Below are 15,262 nucleotides of genomic sequence, written 5' to 3' on the forward strand. Positions count from 1 at the left end.
CCCATTTTTTACAAAATTGCGCTTAATGACTTAGGGTATATAAGTAATAGCCGTAGTCGGTGGGCGTTCCCGGATGTCCGATTTGGCGGAGCATGGCGGTAACGTTCCCTCGGTGATACGTCCCGTGATTGACCAAATGCTGAATATAATCCAGGCAGCTGGCTTTAAAGTTTCCGGAAGGATAGACGGTTTCCAAATCCTCATGCAGCTCAATGAAAAGCCTGAAGCGCACCGCCAGATCGTCCATTAACTGGCCCAATTCTTTGATTCGCTTGCCTTCCGTCTCCGCAACCAACCGAGCGATCGAATCCTTCAGACTCTCCAAGTACGCAGGCGACATCTCCGTGACCCCGCCCTCGTTAAAGAATGCCAGCCAGCCGGAATCCATGACATAGACGTGCACCATCGTGTCATAAATGGATGGAAAGACGCTGACAATCTCCTTGCGGTATACCTCTTCCGAAAGTCCCTGCAAATATTCGCGAACCTTCCGGTTAGCCCATACGTGATAATCGTACTGCTTCAATATCCATGTTTTCAAATCGTTGTTCCCCTTTTCATAGCGGGGAAGCACGCAGTTTAAGGGCAATTATGCGTTAATCCCCTTATAAGTTTGCCCGTGAATGATGATTGTTTTCATCTCGAACGCCTCCTGAAAATAATCTGATGCTATTCTAGCATAAAAAACATCTCAAACGCCTCATTTAATCGCACCAGACTCAACGTGTTCGGTTGAAAAGAGGGGATCGCCTTCATGTATTAAACCTCAGTCACCGCTTACCGAACTTCTTGCTCCTGAAAAAATCGCGGCAGATACGAACGGTTCCGCTCCAGCATCTCATCCAGCATCGCTTCCGCGGCACCAACGGAATCGATGAGCGGATGAACGCTAAGCGCGAGCAGCGCTTTCTCTCTGCTTCCCGTTACTGCCGCCTCGATAGCCAAACTTTCGTAGGTTTTCACGGCTTGGATCAGGCCCACCGCCGCAGTCGGTACTCGCTCGACCGGCACCGGAACCGCACCGTTCTTCGTCACGACGCAGTTCACCTCGATACTGGCATCCGCCGGCAGGAAGTCCAGCGTCTCGCCGTTCATGACATTCAGCGTCTGAATCTCACCGCTATCCGTATGAATAGCCTTCATCAGATTGACGGCCGCCTCGGAGTAATAAGCACCGCCGCGCTGCTCAAGCTGCTTCGGCTTTTCCGCGAGCCCCGGCTGCTCGTAAATCTCGAACAGCTCTTCCTCAAGACGCTGGACCGTCTCGGCTCTTGTCTCCCCTCTTACCGCGGCAGCCTGCTGCTCCTCCAGCATCTCGCGATGGAGGTAATAATATTTTAAATAATAGGACGGAATCGCACTCATCGCCCGAATCAGCGTATCATTCCAGGCCAACTGAGGCACGTTGCCGGCAGAATAGCTCCCGCCTGCAGCCAGTAGCTCCTCCAGCTTCGACTTCCCGTCAACCTCAATTCGGCTGATCCAGTGCAGATGATTCAATCCGGCAAACTCGCAGTAGATGCGCTGCGCCGGCACCTCGTAAAGCCCGGACAGCCATTTGTAAGCGGCGATGGGGGAGTTGCACAAACCGATGGAGCGGATGCCGGAGTGCTTCATGATGGCTTCCGTTACCATCCCGGCGGGATTGGTGAAATTCAACAACCAGGCGTCCGGACATAATGCCTCCATGTCCTTGCATATATCCAGAAGAACCGGTATCGTACGCAGAGCCTTCATCATGCCGCCGGCTCCGGTCGTCTCCTGCCCGAGCATTCCGTATTTCAAGGGAATCGTTTCGTCCCAGCCTCTGGCCTCCAGCAGCCCGACTCGCATCTGAGTCGATACATAATGGGCATTCTTCAGACCTTCCTTACGGTCCAAGGTTAGCGTAATACGAATCGGCAATCCGCTTCGCTCAATCATTCGCTGGGCTAGGCCGCCTACAATTTCGAGCTTACGGCGGCCTTCCGGGATATCCACGAGGACGATATCCGTCACCGGAAACGACGCATAATGGCGGATGAAACCTTCAATCAGCTCTGGGGTATACGAGGATCCACCACCGATAACAGCAACCTTCAATCCAGTGCCCATTCCACATTCCTCTCCTTCACGGCAAGCTCTTGCTGCAATTGTTCATACACGGCAGTGCCCGGAACGACGCCGCTATCATCCATTGCGAGCAGGACGGCACCTGCTGCCGGCTCAAGGTCCAGAATGCGCAGCCGGCCATTCGGGGCTGCCGCAAGAACCTGAGACTCGATATACGGAACGACATATTCCCTTTCTCCCCTGGTCAGGACGCTGCCTGCCAGCACGACGTCGAAGGCGTCATTGCCCATGTTAAGCTTATGAATAACCGCGCTGGCGACCTTCCCCAGCTCCATCCCTTGTCTCTCCAATATCTTTCTTGCAGCCTCATCCACGGGTGCAGCTTGAAACAGCAGCTTCGCCAAAGTATGCGGCGCCCTTCTGCCCTCGTCCAAAAATCGGTGAAACATCTCCTCCACGCTGCTGAATCTAAGCGCATCCAGCGTGAGCGGCGTCAAAGAAGTCGGCTTCTCACGGCCTTCCCAGGAACGAACGACCGTCCGAAACACCTCGACGGCAAGGTCAGCGCCTCCACCGAAATCGCCGAACGCATAACCGAATCCTCCGATCTGAACCTCCTCGCCTGCCGCGTTGACGCCGTAACCGTTCGTTCCGCTGCCGCATATTAGGACAACGCCGTCCCTCTGTCTTGTGCCGGCTCGCATGGCAATGACGGTATCACATGCGATATGGTGTTTCTTGAAGCCCATGGCGCCGATCATGGGCCGCAAGATGCGGAAATCCGCCTCGCGGTCGGCTCCTGCGAGCCCGAAAGACGCACAGGTGATATTTTCTCGTTGTAGTCCCGCCTGCCCAAGCGCTTCTTCCACGGCCTGCCTGATGCTGGATTCCGCAAGCGCTGCCCCAAGCTGATGGTTGCCGCAGCCGCCCATTCCCTTTCCTGCGATTCGTCCCGTCTCGTCCGCCACGACGGCCAGCGTTTTGCTTCCTCCGCCATCGACTCCCAAGTAGTAATTCAAGTATGATCTCTCCTATGATGCCCGGCTCATGAAGCCGTCCTGCCCAAGGAATGCCAGCGGATATTCCGCAAGCCCCTGAAAGAACGACGGCTTCGCCGTGACGTTTATTTCGATGCTTCCAGCTTCTGCTTATTCTCCTGCCATTTTGCCGTTTTGTACTTCAACAGCTTGTCATAACCCGCTTTTTGCGCATCCGCCTCTGCCTTATCCAGAAGCGAGAGCACTTCCTGATCTGAGGAGGCCGAGCTGATCGCCTTGGCTCTAACCTGCTCATAAATTTCGAACACGCGCTGTGCAATAATGCCTTCCTCCGAATCGCCTGCCGGATCGAGATTAACGTACTCCGTCGTGTTCATCTGCGTCTTCCAGGTAATCTCCGATTGCCAATACGTTTCGAAGTTCCGCTTCTCCGGCGGGAGCGTGGATTCGAATTTCATCTTGGAATTGTCGACATACACCGTGTTGCCGTTCCACTGGAAGTTGACCGTGGCGTTCATCAGCTCATCGCGTCCCTTCGCATCGCTGGTGAATTTATCGGTGAACAGCGGCATGTCCTCTTCGTCCGTCCCGTCCCAGTACAAACCTTCAGGTCCCCACATGATCGTCCGCTGGCCCTCGGGACCGGTAAACCAATCCAGGAACGCGAAAATAGCTTCCGGATCTTTTGCCGCTTGCGTAATGACGCTGACGTTCCAGCCAAGCTGTTTGTAGTCGCCCGGGAAAATTTTGTTGCGATCCAATCCTTCCTTGTGGACCGGCCATATCATGATGTAACCAGCATCGGGGTCTTGTGCCTTCAGTAGATTGTTGCCCTTGGAACCGAACTCGGTAGGGCTGGATGCCACATATACTGCCACATTGCCGCTCAGAATCTTCTGTTCAACTTGCTCCAGCTTCTGTGTGAAGGCATCCTGCGTAATGAGTTTCTCGCGGTACAATCGGCTCATATATTGAAGCAGCTCGCGATAAACGGGATCCGTGAACAGCGACACGAGTTGATCCCCTTGGGGTACGGCAATCATACTGTTGAACGTATACGGGCGATTCTCGGCAAAAGCCGACACCATGATGTCCACGCCCGCTGCCGATTGGCCTACCTCCAACGGAACGACATTCGGATACTTCGCCTTCACTTGCTTCAGATAGGCGTACAGATCATCCGGCGTTTCCAGTTTTGGCGATCCGAGCTCCTCATAAATCTTTTTATTGACGAGATAGCCGGCATTGCCGTTCGGCTGCGTCGTATACCAGTTCGGGAATTGATACAGCTTGCCGTCCGGCGAGCGAAGCAAATCGAGCGTGGACTCCCCGGCCCATTTTTTCAAATTCGGGTATTTATCCAGATAATCGTCGAACGGCACCAGCATGCCCTCGGCACGAAGCCTCTCAACCTCCGCACCCCGCTCCATCCATATGACATCCGGCAGCTCCCCGGACACAATCATCGTACTAAGCTTGTTCTTGGCAACGCCGCCGGAGCTGACCGGGACCACGTTGACCTTCTTGTTCTCCTGGATCCACTTGGTTGCCGGATCCGCACCCCAATCCGGCATGGTATACCAGTCATAGTGGCCGTAGAACGAAAATTCCAGCGGGTTCTCTCCCAGCGCAAAGATATCCTCTCCGGCTGGCTTCTCCTTGTTTTGCGAGCCTGGGCTCTCCTTCTCCGGGCTTGCTGAGTTACCTCCTGAACCCGAACATCCCGTTAAAGCCATAACGATGACAAGCGTGACTGACCATGCAGATAGAAGCCTTTTTCCCCTTTTTTTCATTCCAAGTGCTCCCTTCATGATTCATCTATGGTCAAAGCTGCCGCTTCAAACCCTTGGCAAGGTTGCTGGTGAATTACTCCTTCAAAGAACCGATTAACACACCCTTCACAAAATACTTCTGAACGAATGGATATACGCACAGGATCGGGACGGTTGCCACCATCATGGTCGCCATGGACAAGGACTTGGTCGTTACGGCCTTCATCGCGCTCATCCGGCCCTGCGCCGCCGCATCCATGTTCTGCATTTGTTCCATCATGATATTGGCATTGAGGATCTGCTGAAGCTTCGTCTGTATCGGCAGCAGATCCGCGTTGGATATGTAAATGCTTGGCGCAAACCAATCATTCCAATGATATACGGCCGTGAACAACGACAGCGTCGCAATGACCGGTCCCGATAGCGGAAGCACGATTCGGAAGAATACGCCCCAGTTCGAGGAACCGTCGATATGGGCCGACTCCTCAAGGCCGGGCGGGATGCCCTTAAAGAACGTCCGGAATATGATCATATTCCACACGCTGATGATACCTGGAATGACCATAACCCAGAACGTGTTCATCAGGCCCAGCTCCCGAATAAGCAAATAATTCGGAATGAGTCCGCCGCTGAAGTACATCGTTACGATGCAAGTGACCATATAAAAATTTCGGCCCATCAACTCGCGCTTGGATATGCCATAAGCGAATATGGCGGTTGCTACAATGGATAGAAGCGTACCGATGACCGTGCGGAGCACCGAGATGACGAACCCGTCAATGAGGCGCTCGTCCTTGAACACGACGCGGTAATTCTCCAGCGTAAATTCGCGTGGCCAGAACGTAATGCCGCCCCTCATCGTGTCAGTCCCCGAGTTGAACGAGATGATGGCCGCGTTCCAGAATGGGTACAGCGCGATAAATGCCAGCAATGCCAAAGAACCGTAGATGAACCCAACGAATACCCGGTCTCCGTTTGACAGCCTCATAAACATCTCTCCCCTTTCTTCCCTACCATAGGCTGTTCCCCGATCGTCGGGCCCAGTAGTTGGCTCCGGCCAATAACAAGACGCTGATGATTGCCTTAAATAGACCTGCCGCCGTAGCGTAGGAGAATCGGCTGTTCTGAATGCCGATCCGGTAGACGTACGTGTCCAGCACGTCGCTGACATCCCGCAATACCGGATTGCCGGCCAGCAGCAAAATGTCCTCAAAACCGGCATTCAGGAAATTGCCGATCGCCAAAATCGAGAACACAACGATAATCGGCATGATGGACGGAATCGTGATGGAGATGATCTGCTTCAGACGGCTCGCACCGTCAATGGAAGCCGCTTCATACAGCTGGGGATTGATGCCCGCAATGGCCGCCAAATACACAATGGAGGAAAAACCGATCTCCTTCCACACATTCGTTACCGTCAGGATGCTCCAGAAATACTTCGGCTCCGATAGAAAATTGATCGGTTCATCGATCAGGCTCAGCTTCTGCAGCAGAATGTTCAGACTGCCGTTGTCCGTGGACAGAATGGAAATCGCAAAGCCCGAGACGATGACCCACGACAAGAAGTGAGGCAGATAGCTGATGGTCTGGACGATTCTTTTGAAGGAATGCCTCCCTACTTCATTCAGCATCAACGCAAGCAGGATCGGTGCAGGAAACCCGATGCACAGCTTCAGCAGGCTGATGACCAGAGTGTTCCGCATAATGGTCCAGAACTCCGGAGCCCCAAAGAACATCTCAAAATGCTTGAAGCCGACCCACGGGCTGTTCAGAAACCCCTTGAACAAACTGTAGTCCTGGAACGCCATGAGCACGCCGTACATGGGAATGTAGCTAAAAACCAGAATGAACATCATGGCCGGAAGCACCATCAGCTGTATATCCCATTGCTTCAGAAAGCGGCGCAAGCGGCCTTTCTTCACATGCGTCTCCGCCCTGCTGTCGATCCCGATTTGCGGCACTGGCATCTCCCCCTTTAATATTTTGTGTTAGGTTTATTGACATATTCTTGAGATGCTTGCCACTTTATTGTATCGCCTGACCAGGCTCATTTCTCTGCTAAAACAAGCAAAAACCAGCACTATTTCACTGGTTTTTAGGAATGTTGCTTTTGTGAAGCCTTCGGCGTCATGCCGATGTGCTTTTTGAACAGCCGATTAAAGTTGGTCAGCGTACGGAAGCCGCATTCCAGGGCGACGTCCATCACTTTCATATGTCCTCCTTCCAGCATCGTGACCGCCTGCTCCAGCCGAATGTGGATCAGGTACAAGAGCGGCGGCATCCCGACCGCACGCTTGAATATTTCGCTGAACCTGGAAGGACTGAGATAGACCAGGGAAGCCAATTCCTCCAGCGTCCAGGGGTGGGCAAAATTTTGCTCCATCACCATGATGACTTGACGCATTTTCTCCAGCTGCCGTTCGCTGATGCTGGGTTCGCTCCCGCCCTCCCCTTCGATCCGGCACTCCCGGTTTACGGTAGCCAGGAACTGAAGCAGAAGCGAGTATACTATCGTAGCGTAAGACCGCTGTTCCCCCACATGCTCCTTCTGCAGCTCAAACAGCAGCGAACGCAGCTTACCCATCGCCGGGTGGTCGCGGGGGATCAGGTTCATGTAATGCTTGCCCATCTCGCGGAACGGGCTGAACAGCTCCGGATCGAACCGGAGGTTATGGATAAACCAAGTCGAATCGAATGAAATGACGGTCATGACAAGATCCTTCGTCTCGTAAGCGCAATGAAGATCATTCGAGTTGATGAGCAGTACATCCCCTTGCTGGAATTCGAATTTTTGCCCATTGATGATGTAGTAACCCGTACCGGATTTAATGTAATTTATCTCCAGCACGTTGTGCCAATGAAGCTTTTGATAGGGGCTGGTCACGCCAATCGTATCGGCGACAAAAACCGGATAATTCTTGGCTAATATTACTTTTTCCTTCGGTATCGCTTCTTCCCGCATGATCGATGGCATGATAAATCCCTCCATAACCGATATTTTTTTGTAAGCGTTGCATCCATACATTTCTTGTGAAAGACTCTATCATCTATGTTCCATAGTTGTAAATAAAAAGCTGCCCGAAATGTCATTTCTGACCTGGGGCAGCTTGTTGGTGCGATGATTCCAGAACAATAAGCGGATGCTGATCAAGGAAACTTCAACATACCTGATCAAAACCTGCTGAATACCCGATAAACTAGTTGGCCGGCGTGAATTTGATCCAGTCATAGTACGCACGGACCGGCGAACCCGGGTAATTGAACTTCCCGGTCCATATCTCGGCCGGTCCCGATCCCGACCATAGGTTAACCATGATATGGCCCGGGCTAGTCGGAAGCGCCCCGCGTGAGCCATTCTCCGTGTGGACCAGTTGGCCGTCTACATACCACTTGATGGATGATGGCGACCATTCGAACGCATAGTTATGGAAATCGAGCGACGCATCAAACCCTAAATTGATGATGGTGCTGTGCTGACCTACCCCATTGGTGAAATAATTTGTTTCCATCTTCGTGGTGTCTTTCCCCAGGATTTCAATATCAATCTCGTCATTGGACGTGCCTGTGGCTTGACCGGAATACGTAAAAAGGCTCGTAACCAAGCCCGTTCCCTTGGCCGCTTTGATCCGCGCTTCAACACGGCCGTAACCGTACTTTAGATGTGTCGCATATTCACCGGAAGCATAGGATTTGCCCGAGCAGCTCGCAGGACATCCCGCATTGTCCAGTCGTAAAGCCATAATTCCGTTTGAGAACTCCTGGTTTGCCGCCTTCCAGCCCACCCCGAAATCCGGGCCATTCCCCCATCCATCGGAAGTATAGAACAGATTAGGGTTCGTGCCATTCAGCGGCTCATTAAATGCAACGTCGGCAGCCGACGCTTGAATCGGTACCAACAATCCGCACAACAAGCTGCCAGCCATAAGTACAGTCGTCATTTTCTTTCTGAACACACTTAGCTTTTTCATGAACAACACCTCTTTCTTGAAATGTAGAGTGAATGCAAGCAAGAACATCCGTGCTTCCGTAATCTCTGATCTCTTTAAGACCTCCCTCCATCAAATGGATGTAATAACCACCGGGAATGGTGGATCCATTCTATCGTACACACAAATATTTTGGAAATCTCAGCCATTTTAAGGATAAAACGACACTATTTAACGGCACTTGCTGCCTTTCCAAGCGAAAAGACTGCAGCAGGTTTTGCTTCTCCCTGTTACAGTCTTGTTATGCATATCCTCTCCTATGTACTACTAAATTGGAACCGGCACATGCTGCTGCCGATACGAGGTAGGCGACACGTGGTGATATTTAGCGAATGCTCTCGAGAACGTGTGGAGGTTGGAGTATCCCAGCGAAAAAGCCGCCTCCGTGACGGATACGTCGGTTTCAGTCAGCAGCACCGCTGCCCGCTCCATCCGCAGCTTCATGAGATAATGGCTTGGACTGATGCCGTACACTCGAATGAATTCACAGTACAGATGCGTCCGGTGTACGCCGGCATGCTCGACCACATCCGTAACGGTGATCCCCTCCATGTAATGGGAATCCATATAATGGACGCTTTGCTCAAGCCAGTTCGATTTACTCCCTTTTTGGACCGCGGCACCCGCCAGCAGCTCAAACAGCCGGTATAACCATTTCTGTCGTGCAAACTCGTTTCCGATGGTATCGTTGTTAACACACCTATTCATTTGATCGAGCACCGTCTGCAGCTCACCCTTCATCACGTTCTGCACATAAGGCTTGCTTGGATGCAGCCCAATCCGGCTCAAAGCCATGTCGGTCAATCCTCCATCCAACACGACCCACTGCATGCGCAGCGTCGGTTCGAGATGGCCGTTCGGCTCCCAGTAGCTGTACCTCGTATGAGGAAACAGGCAAAAGACATCCCCTGCCGACAGCGTAACCTCCTCGTCCCCGTAAGCCAGTGAAACCATTCCGTTCAGAACAAAATGCAGCGCATAATTTTCGGATACTTTGGGGCCTACGAAATAGTGGGGTTTGACCCGGCTCCGGCCCGTACGCAGAATCCAGATTCCACCCCTTGTTTCCATATCCGAAGGTATGGAGTACTTCATATCGGCATATTCGAAGACCATTTCCTTCACACGAAATCCCTCCCGCCTCAAATAAAATGCTTCCAGCCAAATGCCAAATGCAAAATGTGGAGCATAATACTCCTGCCTTCACGGCATAAAAAACAACAAAGAGGCACGGCTTCATTGCCATGCCTCCAGTGATCTGGTCGACAAACCTTCCATATGTTATCTATTTTGATATGCCCCCGCGTCAGACGCAGGCTCTCCCGCTTTACACGTTCCCAATGGCCACCGGATGATCCTTATAGCTGATCCAGTCGCTCCAGCTGCCCGCATACAGCTTCACCTTGCGGTATCCCGCTTCTTGCAAAGCCAGCACATTCGGGCACGCGGACAGCCCGGAGCCGCAATACACAATCACTTCATGATCTGGAGCTATTCCTGCAAAACGCTCAAGCTGCCGCTCTGCACTCTTCAGTGTTCCGTCTTCATCTATACCGTCCTTCCAATAGGCGTGCACCGCCCCCGGAATATGTCCGGCTACCGGATCCAGCGGCGCCGTTTCTCCCGTGAACTGCTTCCAGTCCCTTGAATCGAGCAGGGTCACGCCGGCTGCGCCAAGCTTCGCCCTCACCTCGTTCACATCAGCCAGCCAATCTTTCTGCACGCTTGACTGGAAAGAACGCGGCGTCACTTCGATTTTCCCCGAGATGAGCGGATACCCGGCTGACTTCCAGCCTGCGAAACCTCCATCCAATATATATGCCGATTCATGGCCCAGGTATTTCAAAATCCACCATAACCGCGCCCCTTCCGGGCGGAGGTCATCATCATAGACAACGATAGGCGTACTTGCATCGATTCCGAGATTGCCGAGTCGCCTGGCCAGCTCCTCCGGATGCGGCAGCGGACTCCGCCCGCCATGCTCGCCTGGAGGATCCGTCAGATCCTTTTTCAAATCAATGAATACAGCCCCGGGCACATGTTCACGCTGATAAGCCTCGAGCCCGTATCCCTCATTGCCCGAGCTGAATCGGACATCCGCGATAACCAGCTGATCCGGGTTCGACTCCAGCTGCTCCAGCACCCATTCCTTGCTTACGAGATTTGACAATAGCTCCACGTCCCTTCTGATTTCCAGCAGTTGTTGTTAAATCGTAAATTCCAAATCCTCTTCTGTCTTCACGTCATAGATTGCAGAGTAGATGTCGTTCTGAATCTTTAGGAGACCGACATCCTCCCGCTTGCGCGGACGCTCTTGGGGAACGTTGAAAATGTGGTGAATGCGCCCGGGACGCGGGGAAAGCAGGACGACCCTGTCCGCCAGAAAGACGGCTTCGGATACGTCATGGGTCACAAACACCACCGTCTTCTTCTCCTCCTGCCATATGCGGAGCAGATCCTGCTGGAGCTGAAGCCGAGTCAAATGGTCCACCGCTCCGAACGGCTCGTCCATCAGGAGGATGTTGGGACTGCTTACAAGCGCCCTAGCGATCCCTGCCCGCTGCCGCATGCCTCCCGACAGATGGTGGGGATATTTGGAACCGAATCCCTGCAGACCGACCATGTTCAGATATTTGTCAACGAGCGTTTGCCGCTCCGCTTTTTTCATGCCGGCGAGCTCCAGCCCAAGGCCGACATTCTGCGAGATGGTACGCCACGGATACAGGGATGCATCCTGGAATACGACCCCTGAGCTCCGCGTGGGTCCTTGAACCTTCGCGCCATCCAGCAAAATTTCGCCTTCCGTCGGAAGCTGCAGCCCCGCCAGCAGCTCGAGAAGGGTGCTTTTCCCGCAGCCGCTCGGCCCGAGAATGCACAGGAATTCGCCATCCCGGACCTGCAAGTTTATATGTTGAAGCGAGATCGTAGGAAGATCGCCGTCATAGACCTTCGAGACATTTTCTACCGTAAATCCCGACATAGGAACGCCTCCTGCCACACTTTATTTTTTCGGAATAAACCTCAGGTCCAGAATGTCCTCCACCTTGTAAATCTCATCCTGGAAGCCTAACTCCTTCTGAATCTGCTGGGTATCGTTCAGCGCGTTGATGTCCACGTCCGGGTTGTTCTCCCACAGCACCTCTTCACGTTCCAGCGCCAGATCCAGCACCTCGGGATCAATCTCGATATGGTTCAGATAGTACGCCTTATACTCGTCCGGATGGCTCTTCGCATATTCCTGCGATTTGAAATAAGCCCTCAGCAGCTTCTCGACCAATTCCGGTTTCTCGTTCAATATGCCGTCACGCGCCGCCAGCACCCCGGTGTGGAAGGTCGGCAGGTAATCCCAACCTGTAGCGATGATATGGCCTTTTCCCTGCTTCTCCGCGAGAGAAGCAAACGGCTCATGGATGATGGTGGCGTCTACCTGTCCGGTTTCCAAACTCGCATAAGCCGCCTGATGCGTGCTGTTAGCAATGAAGGTTACATCCTCCGGCTTCAAGCCATGCTCCTTCAGAATGACTCGTGTATACACCTCCAGTCCGCTGCCAAACACGGCGATGCCCACCTTCTTGCCCTTCAGGTCTTCCACCGTCTTGATCTCCGGCGAGGCAATCAGGTAGAACGGGCCTTTGGTCCGGAACATGGAGGAGACGATTTTGACGGGAGCGCCCTTGCCCGCTGCCACAATCGCTGTCGTCGTGGCTACGTCAACCACGTCAATGTCCTTGCTGGTCAGACCGGCTATCGGGTCCTTGGTGGTAATAAACTCGACGTCGAGTCCTTCCTCCTCAAAGAATCCCTTCTCCGCCCCGAAGGACACCGCCAATCCGCTGACGCCGCTAAGCGGCGCGTAACGGATCTTCTCCAGCTTGGTTCCCGCAGCGCTTTCTCCGGCCTCTGTGGGGGTTGCTCCCTTGCCGCTATCCGTGCCGCTTGCGCAGCCGGCCGTTATGGCGATTAACCATAACGTCGCAAGCGCTATGATGTATGGACGTATTTTCCTTCTGTTCATATGAATCTCTCCCCTTGTATGTGACGCTCTTTCTGATGGATTATGATGATTTCCATTTCAAAAACACATTGCGTTCCAACCAATCGATCAATGAAATAATAAGTACGGATACGACGGTAACCAGCGCTACAATGGCAAAGGCCTGCACGGTATTATACAGCGATGTCGCCTTCACGAGTATATTGCCAAGGCCATCCTTCGACGCCAGCATCTCCCCGAACAGAGCCCCAACCAGTCCGGTTGCAGCCGATAAACGAAGACCCGCAAAAATAGTCGGTGCAGCCGATGGCAAAATCACCTTCATGATGGTCTGATTCCGCGTGGCTTCGAACACTTGGGCGACCTTCAGGTGATTATCCGCCGTCTGTTTGATCCCGGTCATCGTATTGACCGTGATCGTAAAGAAACAGAACAGGAACACAATCGATATTTTATGCGTAACCCCGATCCCGAGCCAGAGCGCAAGCAGCGGCACGATCGTAACCTTCGGAATCGCCATCAGCGCCGAAAGATACGGCCGGAAAAACTGCTCCGCCCAAGGGATCAGCACCAGAGCCATGCCGACGGCCAAACCGCCAAGGGCAGCAATGCCGTAGCCCGTAACGAATTCGGCCAGCGTGACGTACAGGTGCTTCCAAATCTCCCCGTCACCGAACAGTTTGAACAGCTCACGGAATACCTGCGATGGCGCAGGCAGATACAGGCTGCTGACGATCTCCGTGCGAACCAGGAGCTCGCAAATCCCCAATATGATCAGCAGCAAAGCCGCCTGCCCCGCCCAGATGCCGCGGTATTTCCTGGCATGCCTCGTTCCCATCAGGCTCACCCCTTCGCAATCAGATCGTATCGGTTCCCCGGGCGGCTTAGTCCCAAGTGCTCCCGGAAGGTGCTGCCTTCATATTCGTTGCGGAATAAGCCACGACGCTGAAGCTCAGGAACCACCAGCTCCAGGAACAGATCCAGTCCACCCGGCATATAAGGCGGGCACACATTGAATCCATCGGCCGCTTCATCCCGGAACCATTCCTCGATGATATCCGCCACCTGCTGTGCACTGCCGACAACTAGCAGATGCCCGCGGACCGTGACGGTAAAGAAATAGAACAGATCCCTGATCGTAATATCCGCGCGCCCGTTGGCCGCTCTGGCCAAGTCGGCCCAGTGTAAGGCCGTTTCCGAAGCCGATACATCCGGCAGAGGATCGTCCAGTGAGAATCCTCTTAGATCGATCCCGATCTTATCCGACAGCGGACCCAGATCGTAATCGGTCACAACCAGTTCATTCAGCTCCGCATATTTGGCCCGTGCTTCTTCCTCCGTCCGGCCCACGATCGGAACCAGCCCCGGCAGGACTTTCAAATCCGAAGCTGCCCTTCCATACTCCGGCAGTCGGCCTTTCACATCCTTGTAAAATTTGACGGCTACTTCCTTTACATTCGTTCCCGTGAAGACCATGTCGGAATACTTGGCCGCCAGCATTTGGCTGCGCAGGGAGGTTCCAGCCGTGATCAACGGAAGCTGCCCCTGTATCGGGCGCAGAATGTTCAGCGGACCCGCAACGGAGAAGTGCTCGCCGACATGATCCAGAGCGTGCACCTTGCTCCCGTCGGCGAACACGCCGCTTGCTTTATCCCGCGGTAGGGAGTCGTCCTCCCAGGTGTCCCACAGCCCGCTGACGATTTCGATGAATTCCTCGGCGTAGTCGTACCGCTTGGCGTTATCCCAATGCTTCTCCCGGCTGAAATTCAGCGCTGCCCGCGGATCGGAGCCCGTCACGACATTCCATGAGGCACGGCCCTGGCTAAGATGATCCAGCGATGCCGTGAAGCGTGCGATGTTGTAAGGCTCGGCATAGGTGGTGTTCACCGTGCCGATCAAACCGATTTTTTCCGTTGCCGCCGCCAGATAGGACAGCATCGTAAACGGCTCCAGCCGCGTCATTTGCGAAGGGAATAAATGCTGCATGTCCGCGCTCGTGGCCAATCGGTCCCCCAGGAAGAAGAAATCGAACTTGGCCTTTTCAAGCTTCCGGGCGACTTCCTTCAGGAACTGGGGATCGTAAGCCCCGTCCGTTTTGCCTTCGGGCAGTCTCCAGCCCGCGGGATGATAGCCTGTCCCGAATAAAAACAATCCTAGATGCAATTGACGACGTTTTGAACTCATCGTTGTGTCACCTTCCTGATCCATATTGGTTACGATTGATCATTATCGTGCCGTATAGGTATTTCGCTATATCTGCTTTACCCACGCCCGAAAGCCATGGTCCCGAGACTCACCTCCGACACTTGAACTCCCGTTCTGCCCAGTGGTCTATACTTCATACATTGGAGCCTCCTCATAAGATTCATATAAGAAAACCTCTATCGAGGCTTTTTCAAAGGATGAGCGAGCCGATTCAAGGGTAGGTTTTCTTGCGATATCAGCAAGACCCTGCCT

Annotated in this window: 14 protein-coding genes; all 14 read right to left on the bottom strand. The window is 53.4% G+C overall.

All coding sequences use genetic code 11. The annotated features are described in order from the left end of the window. Window positions 1-22: 22 nt before the first annotated feature. Window positions 23-541, bottom strand: a complete 519-nt coding sequence (locus tag MKY82_RS26610; RefSeq protein ID WP_339294738.1) for a DinB family protein — start codon at window positions 539-541, stop codon at window positions 23-25. A 236-nt stretch (window positions 542-777) separates the two neighbouring features. After that, window positions 778-2,094: a 6-phospho-beta-glucosidase gene (locus MKY82_RS26615; RefSeq protein ID WP_339294739.1), complete on the bottom strand. Its 1,317-nt coding sequence runs from the start codon at window positions 2,092-2,094 to the stop codon at window positions 778-780. Beyond that, entirely contained in the window at window positions 2,079-3,071 is a 993-nt protein-coding gene (locus MKY82_RS26620) for a BadF/BadG/BcrA/BcrD ATPase family protein (RefSeq protein WP_194544252.1), read from the bottom strand. The genes MKY82_RS26615 and MKY82_RS26620 overlap by 16 nt, the downstream gene beginning before the upstream one ends. Window positions 3,072-3,175: 104 nt before the next feature. Further along, window positions 3,176-4,843 (bottom strand): extracellular solute-binding protein, encoded by a 1,668-nt coding sequence (locus MKY82_RS26625; RefSeq protein ID WP_194544253.1) that lies wholly within the window; start codon window positions 4,841-4,843, stop codon window positions 3,176-3,178. A gap of 73 nt (window positions 4,844-4,916) precedes the next feature. Further along, window positions 4,917-5,810 (bottom strand): carbohydrate ABC transporter permease, encoded by an 894-nt coding sequence (locus tag MKY82_RS26630; protein ID WP_194544254.1) that lies wholly within the window; start codon window positions 5,808-5,810, stop codon window positions 4,917-4,919. 22 nt (window positions 5,811-5,832) lie between these two features. Then, a complete protein-coding gene (locus tag MKY82_RS26635; protein WP_145036885.1) occupies window positions 5,833-6,786 on the bottom strand; it encodes an ABC transporter permease subunit in 954 nt (317 codons plus the stop codon). Window positions 6,787-6,920: 134 nt separating this feature from the next. Continuing rightward, complete coding sequence (locus MKY82_RS26640) at window positions 6,921-7,799, bottom strand: AraC family transcriptional regulator (protein ID WP_339294740.1); 879 nt, start codon at window positions 7,797-7,799, stop codon at window positions 6,921-6,923. A gap of 223 nt (window positions 7,800-8,022) precedes the next feature. Then, window positions 8,023-8,793 (bottom strand): glycoside hydrolase family 16 protein, encoded by a 771-nt coding sequence (locus tag MKY82_RS26645; protein WP_194544256.1) that lies wholly within the window; start codon window positions 8,791-8,793, stop codon window positions 8,023-8,025. A 285-nt stretch (window positions 8,794-9,078) separates the two neighbouring features. Beyond that, window positions 9,079-9,927, bottom strand: a complete 849-nt coding sequence (locus tag MKY82_RS26650; RefSeq protein WP_339296721.1) for an AraC family transcriptional regulator — start codon at window positions 9,925-9,927, stop codon at window positions 9,079-9,081. Window positions 9,928-10,138: 211 nt separating this feature from the next. Next, window positions 10,139-10,981, bottom strand: a complete 843-nt coding sequence (locus tag MKY82_RS26655) for a sulfurtransferase (protein WP_339294741.1) — start codon at window positions 10,979-10,981, stop codon at window positions 10,139-10,141. A 36-nt stretch (window positions 10,982-11,017) separates the two neighbouring features. After that, complete coding sequence (locus MKY82_RS26660; protein ID WP_339294742.1) at window positions 11,018-11,791, bottom strand: ABC transporter ATP-binding protein; 774 nt, start codon at window positions 11,789-11,791, stop codon at window positions 11,018-11,020. A gap of 21 nt (window positions 11,792-11,812) precedes the next feature. After that, entirely contained in the window at window positions 11,813-12,826 is a 1,014-nt protein-coding gene (locus MKY82_RS26665; protein ID WP_339294743.1) for an ABC transporter substrate-binding protein, read from the bottom strand. A 40-nt stretch (window positions 12,827-12,866) separates the two neighbouring features. Beyond that, entirely contained in the window at window positions 12,867-13,643 is a 777-nt protein-coding gene (locus MKY82_RS26670) for an ABC transporter permease (protein WP_339294744.1), read from the bottom strand. A gap of 5 nt (window positions 13,644-13,648) precedes the next feature. Beyond that, window positions 13,649-14,989 (bottom strand): LLM class flavin-dependent oxidoreductase, encoded by a 1,341-nt coding sequence (locus tag MKY82_RS26675; RefSeq protein ID WP_339294745.1) that lies wholly within the window; start codon window positions 14,987-14,989, stop codon window positions 13,649-13,651. Between the last annotated feature and the right edge of the window lie 273 nt (window positions 14,990-15,262).

The sequence above is a fragment of the Paenibacillus sp. FSL W7-1279 genome (assembly GCF_037969845.1).
GTDB lineage: Bacteria > Bacillota > Bacilli > Paenibacillales > Paenibacillaceae > Paenibacillus_AQ.

Excerpts from the sequence above, each read along its gene's own strand:
- MKY82_RS26615 (WP_339294739.1), bottom strand. The coding sequence starts at position 2,094 with ATGGGCACTGGATTGAAGGTTGCTGTTATCGGTGGTGGATCCTCGTAT.
- MKY82_RS26625 (WP_194544253.1), bottom strand. The coding sequence starts at position 4,843 with ATGAAAAAAAGGGGAAAAAGGCTTCTATCTGCATGGTCAGTCACGCTT.
- MKY82_RS26630 (WP_194544254.1), bottom strand. The coding sequence starts at position 5,810 with ATGAGGCTGTCAAACGGAGACCGGGTATTCGTTGGGTTCATCTACGGT.
- MKY82_RS26640 (WP_339294740.1), bottom strand. The coding sequence starts at position 7,799 with ATGCCATCGATCATGCGGGAAGAAGCGATACCGAAGGAAAAAGTAATA.
- MKY82_RS26645 (WP_194544256.1), bottom strand. The coding sequence starts at position 8,793 with ATGAAAAAGCTAAGTGTGTTCAGAAAGAAAATGACGACTGTACTTATG.
- MKY82_RS26650 (WP_339296721.1), bottom strand. The coding sequence starts at position 9,927 with ATGGTCTTCGAATATGCCGATATGAAGTACTCCATACCTTCGGATATG.
- MKY82_RS26660 (WP_339294742.1), bottom strand. The coding sequence starts at position 11,791 with ATGTCGGGATTTACGGTAGAAAATGTCTCGAAGGTCTATGACGGCGAT.
- MKY82_RS26665 (WP_339294743.1), bottom strand. The coding sequence starts at position 12,826 with ATGAACAGAAGGAAAATACGTCCATACATCATAGCGCTTGCGACGTTA.
- MKY82_RS26670 (WP_339294744.1), bottom strand. The coding sequence starts at position 13,643 with ATGGGAACGAGGCATGCCAGGAAATACCGCGGCATCTGGGCGGGGCAG.
- MKY82_RS26675 (WP_339294745.1), bottom strand. The coding sequence starts at position 14,989 with ATGAGTTCAAAACGTCGTCAATTGCATCTAGGATTGTTTTTATTCGGG.